Below are 23,990 nucleotides of genomic sequence, written 5' to 3'. Positions count from 1 at the left end.
CGGGTCACACCGAAGCGGGGGTCGCCTCCGCCTCGGCCTCCTGGGCCGCCGCCGCCCGGTCGCGGCGCTCCCGGCGCACCAGGACCCACCAGCCGTACGGCACACCGGCCGCGAACAGCCACCACTGGATCATGTACGCGTAGTTCAGCGGGGCGTCCTCCTTGCCCGGGTCGGAGATCTGCTCCGGGCTGCCGCCCTTCGGCTCGGGCGCCGTCTGCTGGATGTAACCGCCGAGGACCTCGGCGTGCAGGCGCCGGGCCTGCTCCTCGCTGTTGATCAGCATGATCTGCCGGGCCGGCAGCCCCTTGAGGTCCTTGATGCCGCTCGCCGACGTCGTCTCGTCGGGCATCAGCCGGCCCTGGACGGTGACCTGGCCGCTCGGCGGCGCGGGAACCTTGGGGAAGGTGGTCTGGCTCGGGCCGTCGGAGGGGATCCAGCCCCGGTTGACCAGCAGCACCCGGCCGTCCGACAGCACGAAGGGGCTCAGGACGTGGTAGCCGACCTCGTCGTCGGAGTTGGTGCGGCGGCGGACGACGACCTCGTGCGCGGTGTCGAAATGCCCCTTCGCGGTCACCGTGCGGTAGCGGTCGTGGGTGGTCACGGCATGCCCGGGCGAGGTCAGCTCCTCCACGGGGACGGGCTTGGCGTGCAGCGCGTCCGACACCAGCTGGTTGCGCGCGGAGCGCATCTCGTAGCGGTGCATCTGCCAGATGCCCAGCCTGATCATCGTGGGGATGAGCAGCAGGGCGACCAGCGTGAGGATCACCCACTGCCGGGTCAACAGGAAGCGGTACACCCCACGACCGTACCTCTCGGGCCGTGGGGTGCCGTCGCCAGGGGTGTGCCTCAGACGCGGTCGACGATGCCGGCCTTCCCGGCCGCCCGGGCGCAGTGGGCACCGCAGTACCACTGGCCGTCGGCCTCGACGCCCTGACCGATGATCTGCACCCGGCAGTGCTCGCAGATCGGTGCCATGCGATGGATCGCACAGGAGAAGCAGTCGAAGACGTGCACCGCGCCCTGCGCGTGCACCTCAAAGCTCATTCCGTAGTCATTGCCGCAAACTTCGCATCTCGCCATGGGCCACAGGGTGGGCCGTCGGCGCCGCGCGGGCGAGCGGGCGCCGGGCGAGTCGCGCGGCAATCACCCGTCCGTACGGGTCACTCGTCCGCCGGTTCGACGTCCCTGAGCAGCTGTCCGAACGCCGCCTCGTCCACCACCGGCGTCCCGTACTGCCGGGCCTTGACCACCTTCGACGTGCCCGAGTCGGGGTCGTTGGTGACCAGCAGGCTGGTCAGCCGGGACAGGCTGGTGGCCACATGCAGGCCGGCCTCGGCCGCGCGGTCCTCCAGCAGTTCCCGCTCGACGGAGGTGTCCCCGGAGAAGGCCACCCGCATGCCCTGCTTGAGCGGTTTGCCGTCTTCGTAGCGGCCCGGGTTGGGATGGGGGCATGCGGGCCTTTTGCGGGAGGGGCGCCAACTCGTCGGACGGTAGCCGCCGTAGCCGCCCGCCTGGCGGGGCACCGGCCGGTCCGTGAACTCCGTCAGCGGCCGGCACTCCAGCAGCGGCAGCCGTACGCCGCCCGCCGCCGCGGCCCGCAGGCTCGGCCGGAACGCCTCCGCCAGCACCCGCGCGTCGTCCAGCGCGTGGTGCGCGCGCCGCTGCACCACGCCGAAGTGGGCGGCCAGCGACTCCAGCTTGTGGTTGGGCAGCGGCAGCGCCAGCTCCTTGGAGAGCGCGATGGTGCACAGCCGCTGCCGCACCGGCGCCTCCCGCCGGGCGCGCGCGTACTCCCGCGCGATCATCTGCCAGTCGAAGACCGCGTTGTGCGCGACGAGCACCCGGCCCTCCAAGCGGGTCGCGAACTCCTCGGCGATGTCCGTGAAAAGAGGCGCGCTCTCCAGCACCTCGCTCGTCAGACCGTGGATCCACACCGGGCCCGGGTCTCGCTCCGGGTTGACCAGCGTGTACCAGTGGTCCTCGACCTCGCCGTGCGCGTCCAGCCGGTAGACGGCTGCGGAGATGATGCGGTCGTCCCGGGCCAGGCCGGTCGTCTCCACGTCAACGACCGCGTATCCAGGGGGATACGCCGCCGGCCACCCGGTGGGCAAGGACGCTGCGGTCGTGGGGTCTTCGAGCATGGTCCCTGAGGATACGGGCCGCGACTGACAGTCCCGTCCAACAGGGGCTCCACGTACGGAATGTCCGTTCTCGCGGCAATGGGGCCTTCCCAATCCACGCGCACGCCCCGTTCGTTGGTCGAGCCCCTGTGCGATGCCGGTGGGGGCCGCGAGAGCGTCGGTGCGCGTGCGAACGGCGTTCGGGTGGCATCCTCCGGGTGTGACCGAACCAATGCACAGCGGCGAAGCCCACGGGGGCGCACTGGGACAGCGGCTGAACTGGCTGCGCGCGGCCGTGCTCGGCGCGAACGACGGCATCGTCTCCACCGCCGGCCTCGTCGTCGGCGTGGCCGGCGCCACCGACAGCCGCTCCGCGCTGCTCACCGCCGGCCTCGCGGGGCTGCTCGCCGGGTCGATGTCGATGGCCGCGGGCGAGTACGTCTCCGTCTCCACCCAGCGCGACTCCGAGGTGGCCGCCCTCACCCTGGAGAAGCGGGAGTTGCGCGAACAGCCGGAGGCCGAGCTGGAGGAGCTGACCCAGCTGCTCCGGGAGCGCGGCCTGTCCCACGACGTCGCCCGGGAGGCGGCCGAGCAGCTGACGGAACGTGACGCGCTCAGGGCGCACGCGCGCGTGGAGCTCGGCATCGACCCCGACGAGCTGACCAATCCCTGGCACGCGGCGTGGGCGAGCTTCCTCGCGTTCACCGTCGGCGCGCTGCTGCCGCTGCTCGCGATCGTGCTGCCACCCGCGGGGTGGCGGCTGTGGATCACCGTGGTGTCGGTGCTCGCAGCCCTCGTCCTGACCGGGTGGAGCAGCGCCCGCCTCGGCGCGGCCGAGCCGGGCCGCGCGGTGCTGCGCAACGCGGTGGGCGGGGCGCTGGCCATGGGGATCACCTACGCGGCGGGGGCGCTGCTGGGAGCGGTCGGGGTGTAGCCGCGCACCGCGCCGCCCGGGCCCTTTGGCGGAGATCACCAAGAAGCAAGCGCGTACCCCGGCCCATACTTGTGGGTAACAACGTCTGGCCCTCAGCGACCAGCGGTTCTACGGTGCCCCCATGCCGAACCTGCCCGATGTCGTGCTGTGGTCGATCCCCGCCTTCGTCCTGCTCGCCGTGGTCGAGATGATCAGCGTCCGTCTCCATCCCGACGAGGACGCCGCCGGATACGAGGCGAAGGACGCCGCGACGAGCGTCGGCATGGGACTGGGCAGCCTCGTCTTCGACTTCCTGTGGAAGATCCCGATCGTCGGCGTCTACGGGGCGGTCTACGAACTCACGCCCCTGCGCGTGCCGGTGTTGTGGTGGACCGTCCCGCTGATGCTCCTCGCGCAGGACTTCTTCTACTACTGGTCGCACCGCGGCCACCACGTCATCCGCATCCTGTGGGCCTGCCACGTCGTCCACCACTCCAGCAGGAAGTTCAACCTGACGACCGCGCTCCGCCAGCCCTGGACGTCGTGGACGGCCTGGCCGTTCTACGTCCCCCTCGTGGCCGCCGGCGTGCACCCGGCCGCCGTCGCCTTCTGCTCCTCGGCCAGCCTTGTGTACCAGTTCTGGATCCACACCGAGCGCATCGACAAGATGCCCCGCTGGTTCGAGTCCGTCCTCAACACCCCGTCCCACCACCGCGTCCACCACGCCTCCCAGGGCGGCTACCTGGACCGCAACTTCGGCGGCATCCTGATCGTCTGGGACCGCCTGTTCGGCTCGTTCGTGGCCGAGGCCGAGCGACCCGTCTACGGGTTGACCAAGAACATCGACACGTACAACCCGGTCAAGGTGGCCACCCACGAGTACGCCGCGATCATCAGGGACGTCAGGGCGGCGGAGAGCTGGGGCGAACGCGCCGGGCGGGTCTTCCGCGGCCCGGGCTGGCGGCCCGCCCGCCTCGCGCCACCGGCCCTGGTGACCGGACCGGCCCCGGCCGAAGGGACCGCGGCCGCGTGAGACCGGACGACAGCGCATCCGCACCCCCGGCCGCGAGCCTCCCCGGGCCCCGCCCCGGCGTCCCCGGGGCCGACAGCCCCTGGCCGGCCCGGCTGCTCGGCCTCTTCGTCGTGGCCACCCTCACCGACCTCGTCTCCCTCGCCGTCGGCTTCGAGCCGGGGCACACCGTCGCCAAACCCCTGCTCATGCCGCTCCTCGCGGCCTACGCCGGCGTGCGCGGCGCCCCCCGGCTCCTGCTCGCCGCCCTTCTGTTCGGCTGGGGCGGCGACGTCCTGCTCCTGTCCGACGCCGACCCGGCCTTCCTCGCGGGGATGGCCTGCTTCGCGGCGGGGCACGTCTGCTACCTCGCCCTCTTCCTGCGCCACGGCGCCCCCCACGCGCGGGCCCGTCTTCTCGCCCCGGTCTACGCCGTCGCCCTCGCCACCACGGTCGCCCTGCTGTGGCCGGACCTCCCGGCGGACCTGCGCGTCCCGGTCGCCGGCTACAGCACCCTGCTCACGGCCATGGCGTACGGCGCCGCCACCCGGCTCGGCCCCCGGGCCGCCGCCGGCGGCGCGCTCTTCATGCTCTCCGACACCCTGATCGCGACCGGCGTCGCCGACTGGCCACAGCCGCCGCGGCCCGACCTGTGGATCATGCTGACCTACGCCGCCGCCCAGTTCCTGCTGGTCCAAGGCGCCCTCGACGAGCGGCCCGCGACGGCGACGGCGTACCGTGAAGTGCGCTCGACCACCCCCTGAGCGCGCCCACGACACCGCACGAGAAGGATCCTCGCCATGCGCGCCACCACCATCCACGCCCCGTACGACATGCGCGTGGAGGACGTTCCCGAGCCCGTGGTGCAGCTGCCCACCGACGCCGTCGTGCGGGTGCTGCGCGCCTGCATCTGCGGGAGCGACCTGTGGGCGTACCGCGGCGAGGCCGCCCGGCAGCCGGGGCAGCGGATCGGGCACGAGTTCCTCGGTGTCGTGGAGGAGACCGGCAGCGAGGTCGCGGGCTTCCGGCGGGGAGACCTCGTGGTCGCCCCGTTCATGTGGTCCGACGGCGTCTGCGACTACTGCCGGGAGGGCCTGACCACCTCCTGCGAGCACGGCGGCTTCTGGGGCTCCGTCGGCTACGACGGCGGCCAGGGAGAGGCGGTGCGCGTCCCGTTCGCCGACGGCACCCTCGTGCAACTGCCCAAGGAGGCCGCCTCCGACGAGCACCTGCTGTCCGCCCTGCTGACCCTCTCCGACGTCCTGGGCACCGGCCACCACGCGGCCCTCGGCGCGGGCGTCCGCCCGGGCGCCACGGTCGCCGTCGTCGGCGACGGAGCCGTCGGCCTGTGCGCGGTCCTCGCCGCCAAGCGGCTCGGCGCCGAGCGGATCATCGCCCTCGGCCGCCACGAAGTGCGCACCGACATCGCCCGCCGTTTCGGCGCCACCGATGTCGTCGCCGAGCGCGGGGAAGCGGCCGTCGAGGCCGTGCGCGCACTCACCCGCGGCCAGGGCGCGCACGCCGTGGTCGAGGCCGTGGGCACCGAGCAGTCCATGCGCACGGCGGTCGAGATCACCCGCGACGGCGGCGCCATCGGCTTCGTCGGGGTGCCGCACGGCAGCGGCACCGGTCTCGACCTGGGCGTCATGTTCGACCGGAACATCGCGCTGCGCGGGGGAGTCGCACCCGTGCGCGCGTACATCCCGCAACTGCTGCCCGACGTCCTCGACGGCACCGTGGACCCCTCGCCCGTCTTCGACATGACCGTCGACGTCGAGGGCGTGCCCGACGGCTACAAGGCGATGGACGAGCGCACCGCCCTCAAGGTCCTCGTCACCAACGGCTGATCGGCGCTCGACGTCAGGACCAGCGGATCGGCAGCGGCAGCGCCGTGAGCAGACCCGACACGGCGACCACCGCGCCGAGGGCGACGACCTCCGCGCGGGCGGGAGCACAGGCCGTGAGCGGGTCGGCGGCGCGGCGCAGCCGCAGCCGCGCCCACCCGGCGAGCACGGCGACGGCCGCCACCAGGATCACCTTGGCCAGCAGGGTGCGCCCGTAGGCCGTCGTCGTCAGCTGGTCCAGGATCGTCGCCGACGGCATGCGGCGCAGCGAACTCCACACGCCCGTCGCGGTGATGACGGCGAGCAGCACGGCCGCCACGCGCGCGTACAGCCCCAGCAGCGCGGGGCCGGCCTCGGCCCGGCCCCAGCGGCGCAGCGTCCGCAGCGCGTGGAGCAGACCGCCCGTCCACAGCGACGCGCACGTCAGGTGGATGAGCGTCAGCCCGGATCCGACCAGGGGGCCGTGCTCGGCGGTGGGGTGCGCCCTCAGGGCCTCCGCCACGATCACCGCGGCCACCGGCCAGAGCCGGACGGCCGGGTGGCGCGAGCGGGCGCACAGGAGGGCCGCGAGGAAGGCGTTGACCTCGACCAGGGCGAGCCTGCCGTCCCGCGAGCCGTACAGGCCCCCGACGTCGATCTGGGCCAGGCTGTGCGGCACCAGGTTGCCCGTCGAGACGACCGACGCCAACCCCAGGGCGGCCACGAGACCGGCGATCGCCGCGTACGGGGCCCAGTTGCGGGGCGCCTCCCTGGGGGCGCCGGGCAGCGAGCGCGCCAGCCGGTTCACGAACGCCTCGCCGACCGGGACGCACAGCGCGGCGAACAGCACCGCCCGCAGCAGCCCGATGCCCCGCGTGCCGGGCGCGGCGGCCTCCCCGGTGCCGTGCAGGGCGGCGGACGGGCCCAGCAGCGGTATCAGCGCCGCCAGCGCGACCAGGACCAGGACGGCGACGGCCCGGCCGGCACCGGGGCGCCGTCCGGGCCCGCTCGCGTCCGCCACCCCGGCGGAGGGTCGTATCGACGTCACCTCGAGAACTTCACCAGCCGTCGCAGAACAGGGCAACCGAAGTAAAACAACTGACGGTACGCCATTCCGCCCGCACAAGAGGTTCTTGGCCGTCCCTTGGCTCAGACCCAACGCGCGGGAGCGGACCCCCACGGCACCGGCGGGCGCGCCCAGCCGGCCGGTCCGCCGTCGAAGGACACCGGCGGCAGGGCGTGCCGCAGCCTCCCCAGGGCGCTGTCCGTCTCGGTCAGCCAGGGCTCCGGTCCGCCGTACGCGGCCTCGCCGTCACCGCCCGCCTCGACGTCGTTCACGAGCCACCCGGCCGTCCGGGCCAGCGCCAGCCGCACGGACCGGCCGCCGCCGTCGTACGACTGCTCGGTCAGCGCCCGCAGCACCGCGGCCGCCAGCAGATACCCCGTCCCGTGGTCCAGGGCCTGCGCCGGCAGCGCGCCCGGCCGCTCCGGCGAACCCTCCAGGGTGGCGATGCCGGTGGCGACCTGCACCAGGCTGTCGAAGCCCCGGCGCCCGGCCCACGGTCCGTGGGCGCCCCACGCCGACACCTGGGCCACGACCAGTCCCGGCCGCCGCTCGGCCAGCGCCTCGGGCGACAGCCCGAACCGGTCCAGGGCGCCCGGCCGGTAGCCGGTGACGACGACGTCCGCGTGCGCGAGAAGGTCGTCGAAGGCGCGCCGGTCGGCCCTGAGGTCCAGCAGCGCCGAGCGCTTGCCGAAGCCCGTGTCCGCGTGCTGGTCGGGCAGTTCGGGCAGATCCGGGGGGTCCAGGCGCAGGACGTCCGCGCCGAGCAGGGCGAGCGTGCGGGTGGCGACCGGTCCCGCGAGCACCCGGGTCAGGTCCAGGACGCGCAGTCCGGCGGCGGGCAGCAGGACGGGTCCGTCGAGCGGCGGGAGCACGCGCGCGGGTGCGGAGTCCAGCCGTCCGCGCCCGACGAGCGGCCCTCGGCGCACCTCGGCGGCCTGTTCGTGCGCGGCCCACTCCTGCGGTGTCCGCAGCGCCACCGCGAGACCACCGGCCGCGTACACGGCCTCCTCGACCTCCAGCGACGACCTTCGCGCCAGCGCCGCCTCGACGGCGGCCACGTCCTCGGGCGCCCCCAGCACGTCCAGCAGCCGGGCCCGGTGGTGGGGGTAGTTGGCGTGCGTGCGCACCCACCCGTCCGCGGTCCGCCAGAACCGCGACAGCGGCGCGAAGACGACCGGCGTCCGCCCGTCGACCCGCAGATACCGCTCACTGTGGAACGCGGTCGCGACCGCCCCGTCGTCGACCCGCACCCGGGGCACCCGCGCGAGCCCGGCCCGCCGCGCCCCCAGCTCGGCGGCGGCCAGCGCACACGCCCCGACGCAGGCCCGCGCCAGCACCCGCACGGGAAGGCGCCCCTGAAGAGCGCCCTCCCACGCGGTGGTCGACACTCCGGAGAGCAGGGCGGGATCGCCGCCCAGCTCCGACCATGCGGACTTGATTGCAGTCATGACTGCACTATGCAGTATTGACTCAATCAATATATTGCGGAGTCACCGTCCGATTACTTGGTCACCGCCGCCAGCGCGTCCACGGTGCCCCAGCCGTAGAAGCCGTTGCGGTTCTTGGTGCCCTCGCACACCGCGTCGACCTTGCCGTCGCCGTCGATGTCGTACGGGTCCGTGCACCGCGTGCCGTCGGCCTCGGCGTACAGCAGCGCCTTCACCAGGGCCGGCGAGGCGTGCGGATGCGTCGACTTGATCAATGCGGCGACCGCCGCGACGTGCGGCGAGGCCATCGACGTCCCCGCCATGTAGCCCCACTTGCCGCCGGGCAGCGTGCCCAGGATCAGGCCGCTGGTGGCCGGCGGGGCCGGGGTCTGGTAGCGGGTGGAGTCGCCGCCCGGCGCGGCGACGTCGATGACGCCGAGGCCGTAGTTGGAGAAGGACGACTTCAGGCCCTTCGCGCCCGTGGCCGCGACCGTCACCACACCCGGCAACTGGGTCGGTATGTCGAAGCACTTGGTCGGGTCGATCACCCGGTCCGAGGGCGTGCCGTCGTTCGGCGACACCGGGTCGGTGATCGTGTCGGCGGCGAGGTCGTAGTTCTCGTTGCCGGCCGCCGCCACGTTGACCGCGCCCCGTCGCTCCGCGTACCGCGAGGCCCGGGTGACGGCGTCCACCAGCGCCTTCTGGTCGGGGTCGTCGGTGCAGTTGAAGTACCAGGGGTCGGTGTAATAGCTGTTGTTCGTCACGTCGACGCCGTGCTCGGCCGCCCACACGAAGCCGCAGACCACGGCCTCCGTGTAGAAGTAGCCGTCCGGGTTGGCCACCTTGATGCCGGCGACCTTCACCCCCGGAGCCACGCCCGTCATGCCGACGCCGTTCTTCGCGGCCGCGATCTCGCCCGCCACGTGCGTGCCGTGCGGGCTCTCCGAGGCGCTCGGCCGCCAGGCGCCGTCCGCCGTGTCCGGCTTGCCCGCCACACAGTTGACCGACGCCTTGCGGTCGAAGTTGGGCGCGATGTCCGGGTGCGTGTCGTCGACGCCGGTGTCGATGACGGCGACCGTCACCTTCGGGCTGCCCAGCGACACCTCGTGCGCCTTGTCCGCCTTGATGGCGGCCAGGTCCCACTGCTGGGGTTCGAGCGGGTCCTGCCCGTCGGCTGCCCGCGCGGCGGCGACCTCGCGCGCGGAGAGCACCTTCGGCGTACCCATGTCGTCGGTCGACTGCGCGGGCAGCGGCGCGTTGCGGGTGTTGCCCGCCGACTGCACGCCGGGCACCGCGCGCAGGATCTTGGCGAAGTCGGCGTTCGACGAGTGGACGACGATCACGCCGATCTGGTCGTACGACGTCACGATCGTGCCGCCGGCCTCGGCGATCGCCTTCTTCACGCGCGCCGAAGGGCCGTGCCCGGGGCGGACGTTGACGACGTAGCTGAGCGAGGTCGCGTCGTCGGCCGTGGTCGTGGCCGTGGCCGTCGAAGCGGTCTCCGCCGCCGAGGCCGTGATGTTCGGCAGGAACGCGAGAGCCGTCGCCATCGCCATCCCGAGCGGAAGGGCGAGCGCGCGGCGCGAGCGCGGATGAGGCGCTGTCATGTGTCGGGGTCTCCAGTTCGTTCGCGGTACGAGAGGGCCGTGCGGGAGCCCCGGGGGACGAAGGCGTCCCCCGGAGCGAGTGGACGGTGAGTCGGCCGCGGTCACTTCACCGCGCGCAGCGCGTCGACGACGCCGAAGCCGTAGAAGCCGTTGACCCGCTTGCCGCCCACGCAGGTCGCGTCCACCACGCCGTCGCCGTTCCCGTCGTAGGGGTCGCTCGGACAGCCCGGGTTGACGGCCTCCGCCTTGAGCAGTGCCTGCAGCTGGGCCGGGGTCGCCCACGGGTGCGCCGACTTCAGGAGCGCGGCGACGGCCGCCACGTGCGGCGTGGCCATCGACGTGCCCTGCAGGAAGCCGTACTGGTCGTTGGGCATGGTGGAGAGGATGCGGCCGTTCTTGGACGGCGTGTCCGGGATCTGGTACTTGTCGCCGCCCGGTGCCGCGACGTCCACGCCCCCGTAGCCGTAGCTGGAGTAGTACGACTTGGTGCCCTTGACGCCCACCGCGCTGACGGTGACGACGCCCGGCAGCTGGGTCGGCACGTCGAAGCACTTGTGCGGGTCGACCGTGCGCGTCACCGGGGTCGAGTCGTCGGGGCTGGCGTCGTCGACGAGGGCGTCCGAGTCGAGGTCGTCGTTGGCGTTGCCCGCGGCGGCCACATTGAGCGTGCCCCTGCTCTGCGCGTACAGCTGGGCCCTGTTGACCGAGTCGACGATGGCGCGCTGATCGGGGTCGTCCATGCAGTTGTACTGCCAAGGATCGACGTAGTAGCTGTTGTTGGTGATCTCGACGCCGTGGTCGGCGGCGAACACGAACGCGCAGACCACGCTCTCGGGGAAGAACAGCTGGTTCTCGTCCGGCTGGGCCACCGTGATGCCGGCGACCTTCACGCCGGGCGCGACGCCCGCGACACCGATGCCGTTGCGGGCGGCGGCTATCTCGCCCGCCACATGGGTGCCGTGGTAGTGCTGGGCGTCCACCGGCCGCCAGGAGCCGTACGTCGTGTCCGCCTTGCCGCTGACGCAGTTCGCGGACTGCGAGGGGGAGAAGTTCGGGGCGAGGTCGGGGTGGGTGTCGTCGACGCCCACGTCGATCACGGCGACCGTCACCTTCCTGCTGCCCGGGTCGATCGCGGCCGCCTTGTCGGCGCCGATCGCCCTGAGGTCCCACTGGTCGGCCTCCAGCGGCTCCTCACCGGCCGCCGAGCCCTTCTCCACCTTCGCGGCCTCGGCCTCGGACAGGTACTGTGCGGCGCCCTCGTCCGTCGTCCCCGCCGCCTGCACCGGCGAGGTCCGCGAGGCACCCGCGGACTGCACGCCGCGCACCCCGCGTATCTTCTTCGCGAAGTCGAGGTCCGTGGAGTGGACCACGATGACACCGATCTTGTCGTACGACACCACGACCGAACCGCCGGCAGCCTTGATCGCCGCCTTGACCGACTTGATCGTGGAGGAGTCCGTCCTCGTGTTGACGAGGTATGCATACGTGTCCGCGCCGGCGGCCGCCTGAGCGGCGGACTCCACGCGCGGAGCGGCCTGGGCCGCCGCCGGCAGGAAGCCGAGCGAGGCGGTCAGCGACAGCACGACCGGCACCGCGAGAGCGAGCCGACGTCTGGAACGCAGATGAACCATGGGGTCTCCACATCATCCGGAAACGAAGCCGCCCGAGACACAGGTGGTGCTCGGGCAGGTACATGACGGGCGGTCCAGGCCGAAAACTATCTCTCGAAGTCGCTGGTCAGCAATGAGTTGCCCAAGGCGAGTTAGAAAAACGGTCAAGGGAGTTGAACCCGCTCTCGCGCGGCGCCGTGACCTTGGGCAGGGAGCAGCGGGACACGCGCCGGCTCCCCGAGACGACCGCATCCGCAACGCGAGGAGACTACGTGGCCACCGAGACACCGCCCCCCTCGAAGACTCCCACCCGGCTCCCTGCCACCGAGGCGTTCGTCGCCGAGCAGGAGAGCGCGGAATTCGGTGAACTGCGCCGCTCCTACCGCTCGTTCGCCTTTCCGCTGACCGTCGGCTTCATCGCCTGGTACCTGCTGTATGTCCTGCTGTCGAACTACGCGGGCGACTTCATGGGCACGAAGCTGTTCGGCAACATCAACGTGGCCCTCGTCCTCGGCCTCGCGCAGTTCCTGACCACGTTCCTCATCGCCTGGTGGTACTCACGGCACGCCGCCGCCAAGCTCGACCCCAAGGCCGAGGCGATCAAGTCCCGGATGGAGGGCGGCGCATGAGCCCCGCACAGCACACCCTGATCGCGGCCGGCGAGGCGAGCCAGCACCGGACGCTGATCATCACGTTGTTCGCGGTGTTCGTCGCCGCGACCCTCGTGATCACCATCTGGGCGGGCCGCCAGACCAAGGACGCGGCCGACTTCTACGCCGGCGGCCGCCAGTTCACCGGCTTCCAGAACGGCCTCGCCGTCTCCGGCGACTACATGTCCGCCGCGTCCTTCCTCGGCATCGCGGGCGCCATCGCCCTCTTCGGCTACGACGGCTTCCTGTACTCCATCGGCTTCCTCGTCGCCTGGCTCGTCGCCCTGCTCCTGGTCGCCGAGCCGCTGCGCAACTCCGGCCGCTACACCATGGGCGACGTCCTCGCCTACCGGATGCGCCAGCGCCCCGTCCGCACCGCGGCCGGCACCTCCACCATCGTCGTCTCGATCTTCTACCTGCTGGCCCAGATGGCCGGCGCCGGCGTCCTGGTCTCCCTGCTGCTCGGCATCACCAGCGACGGAGGCAAGATCGGCATCGTCGCCCTGGTCGGCGTCCTGATGATCGTCTACGTCACCATCGGCGGCATGAAGGGCACCACCTGGGTGCAGATGGTCAAGGCCGTCCTGCTGATCGCCGGCGCCCTGCTGCTGACCTTCCTGGTGCTGCTGAAGTTCCACTTCAACATCTCCGACCTGCTCGGCTCGGCCGCCGACAACAGCGCCAAGGGTTCGGCCTTCCTGGAGCCCGGCCTGAAGTACGGCGCCACGGGCACCACCAAGCTGGACTTCATCTCCCTCGGCATCGCCCTGGTCCTCGGCACCGCCGGCCTGCCGCACATCCTGATCCGCTTCTACACGGTGCCCACCGCCAAGGCCGCCCGTAAGTCGGTGATCTGGGCGATCGGCCTGATCGGCGCCTTCTACCTGATGACCCTCGCCCTCGGCTTCGGCGCCGCCGCGCTGATCAAGCCGGACGAGATCATCGCCTCCAACAAGGCGGGCAACACCGCCGCGCCCCTCCTCGCCCTCCACCTCGGCGGCGTCGACTCCAACTGGGGCGCCATCCTGCTCGCCACGATCTCGGCGGTCGCCTTCGCCACGATCCTCGCGGTCGTCGCCGGCCTCACCCTCGCCTCTTCCTCGTCCTTCGCCCACGACATCTATGCCAACGTCATCAAGAAGGGCACGGCTACCGAGAAGCAGGAGCTCGGCGCCGCCCGCTGGGCCACCGTCGGCATCGGCGCCGTCTCCATCGTCCTGGGCGCCCTCGCCCGCGACCTGAACGTCGCCGGCCTGGTCGCCCTCGCCTTCGCGGTCGCCGCCTCCGCCAACCTCCCGACGATCATCTACAGCCTGTTCTGGAAGCGGTTCACCACCTCCGGCGCCCTGTGGTCGATCTACGGCGGCCTGGTCAGCGCGGTCGGCCTGGTGCTGTTCTCGCCGGTCGTCTCGGGCAAGCCGACGTCGATGTTCCCGGACGTCGACTTCCACTGGTTCCCGCTGGAGAACCCGGGCATCATCTCGATCCCGGTCGGCTTCCTGCTCGGCGTCCTCGGCACCTACCTCTCCAAGGAGGAGCCGGACGCCGGCAAGTACGCGGAACTGGAGGTCCGCTCGCTGACCGGCACCGGCGCCCACTGACACCCCCCCGGTACGCCCCCTGAGCGGCCGCGTCGTAGATCCCTACGACGCGGCCGCGCCGCACCTCGTGGGATCCGGGCCGCTGTCGTTGTCGGTGACGTCACGTAGGCTCGCAAGTGACGGACATGACGACCCGCACTGATCCGCTACGAGGGAGGGGGCCCACGTGCTCATCGACACCTACGGCCGGGTGGCCACCGACCTGAGGGTCTCACTGACCGACCGGTGCAACCTCCGCTGCACGTACTGCATGCCAGAGGAGGGCCTGCAGTGGCTGGCCAAGCCCGATCTGCTCACCGACGACGAGATCGTCCGCCTGATCGACATCGCCGTCACCTCCCTGGGCATCGAGGAGATCCGCTTCACCGGCGGGGAGCCCCTGCTCCGCCCGGGCCTGGTCGGCATCGTCGAGCGGGTCGCGCGGCTGGACCCCCGCCCCCAGATGTCCCTGACCACCAACGGCATCGGCCTGGGACGCACGGCGAAGGCCCTGAAGGCCGCGGGCCTGGACCGGGTCAACGTCTCCCTGGACACCCTGCGCCCCGACGTCTTCAAGACCCTCACCCGCCGGGACCGCCACAAGGACGTCCTCGAGGGCCTGCGGGCCGCCCGCGACGCGGGCCTGACCCCGGTGAAGGTCAACGCGGTCCTGATGCCGGGCCTGAACGCCGACGAGGCCCCCGACCTGCTGGCCTGGGCCGTCGAGCACGACTACGAACTGCGGTTCATCGAGCAGATGCCCCTGGACGCCCAGCACGGCTGGAAGCGCGAGGGCATGGTCACCGCCGGCGACATCCTCGCCTCCCTGCGCACCCGCTTCGACCTCACCCCGGAGGGCGCCGACGCGCGCGGCTCGGCCCCGGCCGAGCGCTGGCTGGTCGACGGCGGCCCGCACCGCGTGGGCGTCATCGCCTCGGTCACCCGCCCCTTCTGCGCCGCCTGCGACCGCACCCGCCTGACGGCCGACGGCCAGATACGCACCTGCCTGTTCGCCCGCGAGGAGACGGACCTGCGCACCGCCCTGCGCGACGGCTCCCCGGACGAGGAGATCGCCCGCATCTGGCGGCTGGCCATGTGGGGCAAGAAGGCGGGCGCGGGCCTGGACGACCCGTCGTTCGTCCAGCCGGACCGGCCGATGTCGGCCATCGGCGGCTGACCGGCACCGGCCGGCCGCCCCGCGCCCGTCCCCTGCGCTCAGGTCACGCGTCGCCTGGCTCCTCCGCGGGAACCGCACCGGTGCGCGCCACCGCGGCGTACCACCGTGCGCTCGCCTTCGGGATGCGCCGGCCGGTGGGGTAGTCCACGTACACCGCGCCGAACCGCTTGCTGTAGCCGTAGCCCCACTCGAAGTTGTCCAGCAGCGACCACAGGAAGTACCCGCGGACGTCGACGCCCGCCTCGATCGCCCGGTGCACGGCGCTCAGGTGCCCGCGCAGATAGGCGATGCGGTCGGGGTCGACGACGCGGCCGTGCGGGTCCACGTAGTCGTCGAAGGCCGCGCCGTTCTCCGTGATCATCAACGGCAGCCCGGGGAAGTCCGCCTTCAGCCGCAGCAGCAGCTCGTACAGACCGCTCGGATCGACCGCCCAGCCCATGGCCGTCCGGTCGCCCGGCGGCAGGTGGAAGGCCACCTGGTCCGCGGCGGGCCACGGGCTGTGGTCGCTGCGGCCGTGGCCGTCCGAGTTGTGGGTGCCGCGCCCGTCCGCTGCCGAGACCAGGGTCGGCGAGTAGTAGTTGACGCCGAGGAAGTCCAGCGGCTGCTGGATGGCGGAGAGGTCGCCGTCCTCCACGAAGCTCCAGTCCGTCAGCCGGGAGGTGTCCGCGATGAGGTCCTCCGGGTAGGCGCCGAGCAACTGGGGTCCGGTGAAGACGCGGTTGGCCAGCGCGTCGATCCGGCGGGCCGCGTCGACGTCCTCCGGGCGGTCGGTCAGCGCCCGGACGTGGTGGATGTTGAGGGTGATCGACGTCTGCGCGTCACCTGGCAGTTCGGCCCGCAGCGCCTGAACCGCCTTGCCGTGGGCCAGGTTCAGGTGATGGGCGGCCCGCAGCGCCGCCACCGGGTCGGTGCGCCCGGGAGCGTGCACCCCGGAGCCGTATCCCAAGAAGGCGCTGCACCAGGGCTCGTTGAGCGTGGTCCAGATCTTCACCCGGTCGCCCAGGGCACGGGCCGCGAGCGAGGCGTACTCGGCGAAACGCTCCGCGGTGCCCCGCTCGGGCCAGCCGCCGGCGTCCTCCAGCTCCTGCGGCAGATCCCAGTGGTAGAGGGTGACCACGGGCTCGATGCCCTTCTCCAGCAGGGCGTCGGTCAGCCGCCGGTAGAAGTCCAGGCCCTTCTCGACCGCGGGGCCGCGACCGGTCGGCTGCACCCGCGGCCACGAGATCGAGAAGCGGTAGGCGTCCACGCCGAGGTCGGCCATGATGTCGACGTCCTCGCGCCACCGGTGGTAGTGGTCGCAGGCCACGTCGCCGGTGTCCCCGTTGCGTACCCGTCCGGGCGTGTGCGAGTAGGTGTCCCAGATCGAGGGGGTGCGGCCGTCCTCGGCGGCGGCGCCCTCGATCTGGTAGGCGGCGGTCGCGGTGCCCCAGCGGAAGCCGGTGGGGAAGACCAGGGCGGAGGTGTTCTGCGGCCCGGGTGCGACACGTCGGGTAGCGGTGGTCACGGAGATCCTTTCGGGTGGGGCGAGAGACATGCCTGTGCAGGGGGAGGCGTGCGGAGACCGCGCGGGTCAGCCCTTGACGGCGCCCTGCATGATGCCGCCGACGATCTGGCGGCCGAAGACGACGAACAGGGCGAGCAGCGGCAGGGTGCCCAGCAGGGCGCCGGCCATGATCAGCGACTGGTCGCGCACATACCCCGCGCTGAGCTGGGTGAGGGCGACGGGAACCGTCGGGTTGGTCATGTCGAGCACGATGAACGGCCAGAAGAAGTCGTTCCACGCGTGCACGAACGTGATCATGAACAGCACCGCCATGGCCGGGCGCGCGACGGGCAGCACGATGCTCCAGAAGATGCGCAGCGAGTGCGCGCCGTCCACCCGGCCCGCCTCGACCAGCTCGTCGGGAAGGGCCTCGGCGAGGTACTGCCGCATGAAGAACACCCCGACGGCGCTCACCAGGGTGGGGAAGATGACGGCGGGCAACTGCTGCCCCCAGCCGAGGTCCGTCATCATCATGAACAGCGGCACCACACCGAGCTGCGGCGGCACCATCATCGTCCCGATGACCAGCATCAGCAGCGCGTTGCGGCCCTTGAAGCGCAGCTTGGCGAACGCGAACCCGGCCAGGGTGGCGAACAGCACGGTGGACAGCGCGATCACCCCGGCCACGATCAGGCTGTTGACCATGGCCTTGCCCAGCGCCGCGTCGCGCCAGGCCTTGCCCAGGTTCTCCAGCAGGTGCGGGCCGGGCAGGAAGGGCGGCGGGCTCTGTGTCACACGGGTGTTGTCGCTGGAGGCGGCCACCATCGTCCAGTACAGCGGGAACAGCGACACCAGGGCGGCGAAGCCGAGCAGTACGTAGGCCAGGGGACCGGCGTGGTGCTGGCGTCCGGCGCGCGGCCGCAGCCACAGGCGCGTGCGGCGCCGGCCGGTGGACCCTTCGGGGGTGCCGGTGCGGGGCCGGGTGTCCGCCGTCCGGACCGGGAGACTGTCAGTGGTCATGGGAAGCACTCCTGGTCAGGACCTGCGCGCCAGGGCGCGCTTGAGGACTCGCTGGACGACGAAGACGAGGATGAGCAACAGGAACATCGCCCAGGCGACGGTGGCGGCGCGGCCCATCTGGTAGTTCTTCCAGCCCTCCTCGTACAGCAGCAGGCCAAGCGTCTGGTATTGGTTGTCGGCGCCGCCGGTGATGCCGTTGGGCCCCTGCCCGAAGATCAGCGGCTCGCCGAAGAGCTGGGTGGCACCGATCGTGGACAGCACGATGGTGAAGACGATCGTGGCCCGGATGCCCGGCACGGTGACCGTGAGGAACTGCTGCCAGCGGGAGGCCCCGTCGATGGCCGCGGCCTCGTAGCGGTCGCGCGGGACGGCCTGCATCGCGGCGAGGTACAGCAGGGCGTTGTAGCCGGTCCAGCGCCAGATGACGATCGTCGAGATCGCGATCTGGGCGGCCCACTTGTTGTTCTCGAAGTCGATGTGGTCCACCCCGACCAGGCTCAGCATCCAGTTGATCATGCCGAAGTCCCGCTCGAACAGCATGGTGAACACCAGGGCGGCCGCACCGACCGAGGTGGCGTACGGGGTGAGGGTCGCGACCCGGAAGAACGTCGACCCGCGCATCCGGTAATTGAGCAGATGCGCCAGGCCCAGGGCCATCAGCAGCTGCGGGACCGTGGAGATCACGCCGATGGTGATGGTGTTGGCCAGCGCGTTCCAGAAGCGGTCGTCGTTCCACAGGGCCGTGTAGTTGTCGAAGCCGACCCACTCCATCAGGCTCAGCGACGACAGTTCGACGTGGTGGAGGGAGATCCAGGCCGTGTAGATCAGCGGGTAGAAGCTGAAGGCGGCGAAGACCACGAAGAACGGGGCGATGAACGCGTACGGCGCTCCCCGCAGGTCGAGCCGGTGCAGCAGGTTGCGCAGGCCCTGGCGGTCTTCGCGCGCCCTCTTGGCGGGCGGGGGAGCGGTGCCTGGAGCACCACCCTGGGTGATCGGGGTGGAGGTGGCCACCGGGAGGCTTCCTTCCTTCGCGGGGTGACGGGCTGAGGACCCGGCGGCCCGAACCGGGCCGCCGGGCTGGTGCGACGGAGGGACGGCTCAGCCGGTGGCCTTCTTGATGCGCTCGTCCGTGGTCTTCCAGGCGTCGTCGGGGCTCTTGTTCTGCGACTCGATCAGCGTCAGGCCCTGCGAGAAGATGTCCTTGATCGTGCCGTCCTTGCGGCCGAGCACCTGCTCGTCGGGGATCTCCGTGGCGGCCTCACCGAAGATCTTGCCGATGGGCGCGCCGCTGAAGTACTCCGACTTCGCCCCGGTCACCGCGGGCGACTTCAGTGCCGTCTCCGACGACGGGAAGTTGCCGATCTTCTCGAAGAGGTAGGACTGCTGCTCGGGAGCGGTGAGCCAGGCGACGAGCTCCTTCGCCTCCTTCTTGACCGGGCTCTTCTCCATGACGCCGAGGAAGGACCCGCCCCAGTTCGCGCCCTTCGGCGCCTTGGCGACGTCCCACTTGCCCTTGTTCGCGGGCCCGGCCTTCTCACTGATGTGGGCGAGCATCCACGCCGGGCACACCGTGGTGGCGAAGGTGCTGTTCGCCAGACCGGGGTCCCAGCCCGGCTGGAACTGCCGGAGCTTCGCGGTGAGCCCCGAGGTGGCGGCCTGCGAGGCCAGCTTCCAGGCGTCCTTGACGACCGGGTTCTCGGCGTAGATCAGCTTGCCGCTCTTGTCGTAGAACTGCTCGGAGTTGCCGTAGATCATGGCGTTGAACAGGCCGCTGGAGCTGTCCATGAAGGCGGCCTTGGAGCCCTTGAGGTTGGCCTTGAACTGCTTGCCCACGGCGACGTACTTCGACCAGTCGCCCGCCCACAGCTGAGCCACCTTGTCCCGGTCGGTGGGCAGCCCGGCCTTCTCGAAGAAGTCCTTGCGGTAGCAGACCGCCATCGGGCCGATGTCCGTGCCGAGTCCGATGACCTTCTTGTCGGGGGCGGTGACCTGGCTGAGCTTCCAGGGCAGGAAGTGGTCGGTGCCGGGGACGTCCGCGAGGTCGGCGAACTTGTCCTTCTGGGTGTCGACCAGCTCCTTGGCGCGGCCCACCTCGATGCCCTGGATGTCCTTCAGGCCGCTGCCCGCGGCGAGATGGGTCTGCAGAGCGGTGTAGTACGTCTGCTCGTCGCCGGCGACGTCCGCCTTGATGACGACGTTCGGGTGCAGCTTCATGTACTTCTCCAGCAGACCGGTCTCCTTGAAGCCCATGACGCCGAAGAGGCCCATGGTGATCACGGTCTTGCCGTTCTCGTGGCCTCCGCCGGTGCCGGAGCCACCGCCCGAACCGCAGCCCGCGACCAGCCCGAGGACCGTCGCGGCCGATATCGCGGCCGCGATTCTTGTACGCAACTTCGTGCGGGTGCTGCTCATTTCCGTCTCCCTAGCCGTGGCTGCCGACGCACCGGGACACCAGTCGAAACAGGACGGCTTTTTGTCCGTATTAGTCTGGTGGGTACGTTCCCAAACGTTGGTGGGAACGTGCCCACCAAGGTGGGTGAAGACTGACCGTGTCGCCGTCGTCATGTCAAGAAGGTGAACGCGGTCGGTTACGGGGCGATGTCGCGGCGGCCCCCGGCCGGCGGGATCGGCACCCGTGGGGCTCTGGCACAATGCGCAGGTGGCACGCGTCCGGCGGCGCGGCAGGCAAGGAGGGGCCATGGGGGAGAGGCAGCGGCCGACGATCAAGACCGTCGCCGCACGCGCCGGTGTCGGGCGGACCACGGTTTCACGAGTCATCAACGGCTCGGAACTCGTCAGCGACAAGGCGAAGGCCGCCGTTCTGGCCGCCATCGCCGAACTGAACTACGTCCCCAACTCCGTGGCCCGCGGCCTGGTCACCAGCAAGACCAACTCCGTGGCCCTCGTCATCCCGGAGTCCGAGAGCCGGCTCGGCTCGGAACCGTACTTCTCGGCCGTCATCCGCGGGGTGAGCACGGTCCTCACGGAGACCCGCACCCAGCTCCAGCTCATGCTGGTCCGCGACCAGGGCGAACGCGACCAGCTCACCGCGTCGGTGGCGGAGCGGCGGGTCGACGGCGTGCTCCTCGTCTCCGTCCACGAGCACGATCCGCTGCCGGGCATGCTGGAGGAGATGGGCCTGCCCACCGTGCTCGCCGGCCGGCGCGGCCGGCAGGAGCCGCTGAGCCACGTCCACTCGGACAACGAGGGCGGGGCCGCGGCGGCGGTACGGCACCTGCTGGACCAGGGGCGCTCCAAAGTGGCCACCATCACCGGGCCGCTGGACATGGACGTGGCCCGCAGCAGGCTCCAGGGATGGCGGGAGGCGCTGGAGCGGGCGGGCCTGCCGGCCGGTCCCGAGCTGGTCGCCAGGGGCGACTTCACCGAGGACGGCGGACGGGCCGCGATGCGTTCACTTCTCGAACAACTCCCGGATCTGGACGCCGTGTTCGCCGCCTCCGACGTGATGGCGGTCGGCGCGTTGCTGGAGCTGCGCCGGTCGGGGCGCCGGGTCCCCGACGACGTGGCCGTGGTCGGGTTCGACGACTCGATCCTCGCCCGGCACAGCAATCCACCGCTGACCAGCGTCAGCCAGCCCGTCGAGAAGATCGGCAGCACCATCGCTCGGCTGCTCCTGGAGGAGATCGACGACCCGCGAACCCCGCGCCGGCACGTCGTCCTGCCGACCCGGCTGGTCGTACGCGAGTCGTCCGGGGGGCCGTCCGCCGAGTGAAGGACGCCGGGGCCGTGGACCGGCGCCGGAGTCAGCTGTCGCGCACCCCGTCGGTGCCCGGTGCGTCGGCGGACTTCCCGGCCTCCCAGTCCGGCAGGGTCACGACGTCCTTGAGCATCCCCCGTACCCCGAGGAACTGCGACAGGTGCTCCCGGTGCTCGTCGCAGGCGAGCCAGGTCTTGCGGCGCTCCGGCGTATGGATCTTCGGGTTGTTCCACGCCAGCACCCACACGGCGTCGGCACGGCAGCCCTTGGCGGAGCAGATGGGGGTGTCACTCACAGGTATGTCTCACAAACCGCTGCAAACAAGGCGACGCCGAGCAGCCACGGGGGGAGCTGCCCGGCGTCGGTCCGTCGCTCCGACGGGGGATGCGGAGCGCCTACGAAGTATGTCACGGGTCACCCGCCGCCCGGCACCTGAACAACATGATTGATCTGAGCTTTTCTTGAGGTTGGCGCGAAGGCGCCTTCCGTTTGTCACGCCCCGGTGCGGGTCACGCCGGGTCGTGCGGCTCGCTTCGTGCGCCCGCCGCGGGCTCCGCCGCGACATCTTCCGGAGCCGGTTCCGTGAAACCGTCGTTCGTCCGCGACGGCGTGATCATCGGGCGCATCGGCACGGAGACGAACGTCGACGGCAGACTCGGCGCGTTCTCCCGCCCGGCGTTGGCGACCACCACCGCGATGTACGGCAGGACCGCGCCGAGCACCAACGCCACGATCGCGACCGGCCGTTCCACGTTCCACAGCGAGGCCGCGAGGATGACCGACACCGTACGGATCGACATGGAGATGACGTACCGGCGCTGCCGCCCGCGCACGTCCTCCTGCAGGGCCCGTCCGGGCACCGGTGATCCGGAACACCTGGCCGTTGCCGCCGCCGTGCTGCTTTCGCATCACATTCCACCATCCGCCCGCATCGGCCCTGCCCGTCCCCGTGTCCGGTCCACCCCGGCCGGGGTGGGGGTCCGGACTGCTTCCACGGTACGCCGCGCCTGCGCCGCCTACGAGACCGGGGCCCCTCCACGCTGGGCGAACGCCCTCGGCCGGAGCACGTACGGCCGTACCCGACATGCGCCGTACGGCGTACCGCCCGACCCTTGTCGTAATACTCGCGTCGAGCCGTACAAGGAGGCAGCCATGGGCTGGTTGTGGGCGATCATCGTGGGATTCGTGCTCGGTCTGATCGCCAAGGCGATCATCCCGGGCAAGCAGCACAGCCCCCTCTGGCTGACCACCATCTGCGGCATCCTCGGCGCCGTCGTCGGCAACGCGATCGCGAGGGCGTTCGGAGTGGAGTCGACCCCGGGCATCGACTGGAGCCGGCACGCCTTCCAGCTCGTCGCCGCCATCGTCATCGTCTTCGTGGTCGACATGCTGTACATGGCGACCCTGGGCAAGCGGAAGCAGACCGCCTGAGCGCGGACGGGGTACGACGAAGGGGCGGGCCGCCCGGCGTGCGGCCCGCCCCTTCGCGACGTCGTCCTAGGCGGACGCGACCTCGACCGCCGCCAGGTTCTTCTTGCCCCGGCGCAGCACCAGCCACCGCCCGTGGAGCAGGTCCTCCTTGTCGGGCACGGCGTCCTCGGAGGCGACCTTGACGTTGTTCACGTACGCGCCGCCCTCCTTCACCGTCCGTCGCGCGGCCGACTTGCTGGCCACCAGGCCGACCTCGGCGAACAGGTCGACGACCGGGCCGAGCTCGGCGACCTGGACGTGCGGGACCTCGGACAGCGCCGCGGCCAGCGTCCTGTCGTCCAGGTCCGCCAGCTCGCCCTGCCCGAACAGCGCCTTGGACGCGGCGATCACCGCGGCCGTCTGGTCGGCCCCGTGCACCAGGGTCGTCAGCTCCTCGGCCAGCGCGCGCTGGGCGGCGCGGGCCTGCGGGCGCTCCTCGGTCTGCTTCTCCAGCTCCTCCAGCTCCTCACGGGACCGGAAGGACAGGATGCGCATGTACGTGGAGATGTCCCGGTCGTCGACATTCAGCCAGAACTGGTAGAACGCGTACGGCGTGGTCATCTCGGCGTCGAGCCAGATGGCGCCGCCCTCGGTCTTGCCGAACTTGGTGCCGTCCGCCTTGACCATGAGCGGTGTCGCGAGGCAGTGCACCTCGGCCTCGGGCTCCAGCCTGTGGATGAGGTCGAGGCCCGCGGTGAGGTTGCCCCACTGGTCGCTGCCGCCCTGCTGGAGCGTGCAGCCGTAGCGCCGGTACAGCTCCAGGAAGTCCATGCCCTGGAGCAGCTGGTAGCTGAATTCCGTGTAGCTGATGCCCTCCTGCGACTCCAGCCGCCGGGCGACGGAGTCCTTGGTCAGCATCTTGTTGACGCGGAAGTGCTTGCCGATGTCCCGCAGGAACTCGATGGCCGACATGCCGGCTGTCCAGTCCAGGTTGTTCACCATCACCGCGGCGTTCTCGCCCTCGAAGGACAGGAACGGCTCGATCTGCGCGCGCAGCCGGTTCACCCAGTTCGCGACCGTCTCCGGGTCGTTCAGCGTGCGCTCCGCCGTGGGCCGCGGGTCGCCGATCTGTCCGGTCGCCCCGCCCACCAGCGCCAGCGGGCGCAGTCCGGCCTGCTGGAGCCGGCGCATGGTCAGGACCTGCACCAGGTGACCGACGTGCAGGCTGGCCGCGGTGGGGTCGAAACCGCAATAGAACGTGACGGGACCGTCCGCGAGCGCCTTGCGCAAAGCGTCCTCGTCAGTGGACAGGGCCCACAGCCCACGCCACTTCAGCTCGTCGACGATGTCCGTCACGGTTCTCGTATCTCCTTGGAT

General features: G+C 71.3%; 22 protein-coding genes and 1 pseudogene. 9 read left to right on the top strand and 14 right to left on the bottom strand.

The features are described 5' to 3' along the window. Nucleotides 1-4: 4 nt before the first annotated feature. From LN251_RS03140 to LN251_RS03130, 3 genes are all read right to left on the bottom strand, one after another. Nucleotides 5-796: an SURF1 family cytochrome oxidase biogenesis protein gene (locus tag LN251_RS03140; protein WP_458242974.1), complete on the bottom strand. Its 792-nt coding sequence runs from the start codon at nt 794-796 to the stop codon at nt 5-7. 50 nt (nt 797-846) lie between these two features. Next, a complete protein-coding gene (locus tag LN251_RS03135; RefSeq protein WP_063824492.1) occupies nt 847-1,080 on the bottom strand; it encodes a hypothetical protein in 234 nt (77 codons plus the stop codon). A gap of 80 nt (nt 1,081-1,160) precedes the next feature. Next, on the bottom strand, nt 1,161-2,141 hold the full coding sequence (locus LN251_RS03130) for a DEDDh family exonuclease (protein WP_458242973.1): 981 nt from the start codon (nt 2,139-2,141) through the stop codon (nt 1,161-1,163). A gap of 199 nt (nt 2,142-2,340) precedes the next feature. Between LN251_RS03130 and LN251_RS03125 the strand changes: the two genes are divergently transcribed. From LN251_RS03125 to LN251_RS03110, 4 genes are all read left to right on the top strand, one after another. Further along, nucleotides 2,341-3,054 carry a VIT1/CCC1 transporter family protein gene (locus LN251_RS03125; RefSeq protein ID WP_458242972.1) on the top strand — a complete coding sequence of 238 codons (714 nt, stop codon included), beginning with the start codon at nt 2,341-2,343 and terminating at the stop codon, nt 3,052-3,054. 121 nt (nt 3,055-3,175) lie between these two features. Continuing rightward, the gene (locus LN251_RS03120) at nt 3,176-4,066 is read left to right on the top strand and encodes a sterol desaturase family protein (RefSeq protein ID WP_458242971.1); all 891 of its coding nucleotides are present in this window, start codon (nt 3,176-3,178) and stop codon (nt 4,064-4,066) included. Nucleotides 4,067-4,158: 92 nt separating this feature from the next. Further along, nucleotides 4,159-4,806 (top strand): lysoplasmalogenase, encoded by a 648-nt coding sequence (locus LN251_RS03115; RefSeq protein ID WP_458243254.1) that lies wholly within the window; start codon nt 4,159-4,161, stop codon nt 4,804-4,806. 36 nt (nt 4,807-4,842) lie between these two features. Further along, nucleotides 4,843-5,889, top strand: a complete 1,047-nt coding sequence (locus LN251_RS03110) for a zinc-dependent alcohol dehydrogenase family protein (RefSeq protein ID WP_249836809.1) — start codon at nt 4,843-4,845, stop codon at nt 5,887-5,889. 13 nt (nt 5,890-5,902) lie between these two features. On the opposite strand, the gene LN251_RS03105 is transcribed toward LN251_RS03110, so the two are convergent. The 4 genes from LN251_RS03105 to LN251_RS03090 all read right to left on the bottom strand — a co-directional run bounded on the left by LN251_RS03105 (nt 5,903) and on the right by LN251_RS03090 (nt 11,596). Further along, complete coding sequence (locus LN251_RS03105) at nt 5,903-6,913, bottom strand: CopD family protein (protein ID WP_458242970.1); 1,011 nt, start codon at nt 6,911-6,913, stop codon at nt 5,903-5,905. 101 nt (nt 6,914-7,014) lie between these two features. Then, nucleotides 7,015-8,379 carry a CoA transferase gene (locus LN251_RS03100; protein WP_458242969.1) on the bottom strand — a complete coding sequence of 455 codons (1,365 nt, stop codon included), beginning with the start codon at nt 8,377-8,379 and terminating at the stop codon, nt 7,015-7,017. 53 nt (nt 8,380-8,432) lie between these two features. Next, the gene (locus LN251_RS03095; protein WP_458242968.1) at nt 8,433-9,965 is read right to left on the bottom strand and encodes a S8 family peptidase; all 1,533 of its coding nucleotides are present in this window, start codon (nt 9,963-9,965) and stop codon (nt 8,433-8,435) included. Between the two features lie 101 nt (nt 9,966-10,066). Then, nucleotides 10,067-11,596 carry a S8 family peptidase gene (locus tag LN251_RS03090; protein ID WP_458242967.1) on the bottom strand — a complete coding sequence of 510 codons (1,530 nt, stop codon included), beginning with the start codon at nt 11,594-11,596 and terminating at the stop codon, nt 10,067-10,069. 251 nt (nt 11,597-11,847) lie between these two features. Between LN251_RS03090 and LN251_RS03085 the strand changes: the two genes are divergently transcribed. From LN251_RS03085 to moaA, 3 genes are all read left to right on the top strand, one after another. Further along, nucleotides 11,848-12,204 (top strand): DUF485 domain-containing protein, encoded by a 357-nt coding sequence (locus tag LN251_RS03085; protein WP_058926145.1) that lies wholly within the window; start codon nt 11,848-11,850, stop codon nt 12,202-12,204. Then, nucleotides 12,201-13,826 (top strand): solute symporter family protein, encoded by a 1,626-nt coding sequence (locus LN251_RS03080; protein ID WP_058926146.1) that lies wholly within the window; start codon nt 12,201-12,203, stop codon nt 13,824-13,826. The genes LN251_RS03085 and LN251_RS03080 overlap by 4 nt, the downstream gene beginning before the upstream one ends. Before the next feature lie 166 nt (nt 13,827-13,992). After that, nucleotides 13,993-14,982 (top strand): GTP 3',8-cyclase MoaA, encoded by a 990-nt coding sequence (moaA, locus tag LN251_RS03075; protein WP_458242966.1) that lies wholly within the window; start codon nt 13,993-13,995, stop codon nt 14,980-14,982. Nucleotides 14,983-15,025: 43 nt separating this feature from the next. Here moaA and LN251_RS03070 read toward each other — a convergent pair whose 3' ends face one another. The 4 genes from LN251_RS03070 to LN251_RS03055 all read right to left on the bottom strand — a co-directional run bounded on the left by LN251_RS03070 (nt 15,026) and on the right by LN251_RS03055 (nt 19,897). Continuing rightward, nucleotides 15,026-16,486 carry a GH1 family beta-glucosidase gene (locus LN251_RS03070; RefSeq protein WP_458242965.1) on the bottom strand — a complete coding sequence of 487 codons (1,461 nt, stop codon included), beginning with the start codon at nt 16,484-16,486 and terminating at the stop codon, nt 15,026-15,028. A 66-nt stretch (nt 16,487-16,552) separates the two neighbouring features. Next, nucleotides 16,553-17,485 (bottom strand): carbohydrate ABC transporter permease, encoded by a 933-nt coding sequence (locus tag LN251_RS03065; RefSeq protein WP_383672082.1) that lies wholly within the window; start codon nt 17,483-17,485, stop codon nt 16,553-16,555. A 15-nt stretch (nt 17,486-17,500) separates the two neighbouring features. Beyond that, a complete protein-coding gene (locus tag LN251_RS03060; protein ID WP_458242964.1) occupies nt 17,501-18,496 on the bottom strand; it encodes a carbohydrate ABC transporter permease in 996 nt (331 codons plus the stop codon). 87 nt (nt 18,497-18,583) lie between these two features. Beyond that, on the bottom strand, nt 18,584-19,897 hold the full coding sequence (locus LN251_RS03055; protein WP_458242963.1) for an ABC transporter substrate-binding protein: 1,314 nt from the start codon (nt 19,895-19,897) through the stop codon (nt 18,584-18,586). Nucleotides 19,898-20,183: 286 nt separating this feature from the next. On the opposite strand from LN251_RS03055, the gene LN251_RS03050 reads away from it, so the two are divergent. Then, entirely contained in the window at nt 20,184-21,218 is a 1,035-nt protein-coding gene (locus LN251_RS03050) for a LacI family DNA-binding transcriptional regulator (protein ID WP_458242962.1), read from the top strand. 31 nt (nt 21,219-21,249) lie between these two features. On the opposite strand, the gene LN251_RS03045 is transcribed toward LN251_RS03050, so the two are convergent. After that, nucleotides 21,250-21,498 carry a hypothetical protein gene (locus tag LN251_RS03045; RefSeq protein WP_458242961.1) on the bottom strand — a complete coding sequence of 83 codons (249 nt, stop codon included), beginning with the start codon at nt 21,496-21,498 and terminating at the stop codon, nt 21,250-21,252. A 214-nt stretch (nt 21,499-21,712) separates the two neighbouring features. Then, nucleotides 21,713-22,112, bottom strand: a pseudogene (locus LN251_RS03040) (DUF3099 domain-containing protein). 243 nt (nt 22,113-22,355) lie between these two features. On the opposite strand from LN251_RS03040, the gene LN251_RS03035 reads away from it, so the two are divergent. Next, nucleotides 22,356-22,634: a GlsB/YeaQ/YmgE family stress response membrane protein gene (locus LN251_RS03035; protein ID WP_458242960.1), complete on the top strand. Its 279-nt coding sequence runs from the start codon at nt 22,356-22,358 to the stop codon at nt 22,632-22,634. A 66-nt stretch (nt 22,635-22,700) separates the two neighbouring features. On the opposite strand, the gene tyrS is transcribed toward LN251_RS03035, so the two are convergent. Beyond that, on the bottom strand, nt 22,701-23,969 hold the full coding sequence (gene tyrS, locus LN251_RS03030) for a tyrosine--tRNA ligase (RefSeq protein WP_458242959.1): 1,269 nt from the start codon (nt 23,967-23,969) through the stop codon (nt 22,701-22,703). Nucleotides 23,970-23,990: the final 21 nt, after the last annotated feature.

This window comes from Streptomyces sp. MAI_2237, assembly GCF_054189285.1.
The sequence above is the reverse complement of the archived record's forward strand: the minus strand, read 5'-3'. Positions and strand labels throughout refer to the sequence as shown.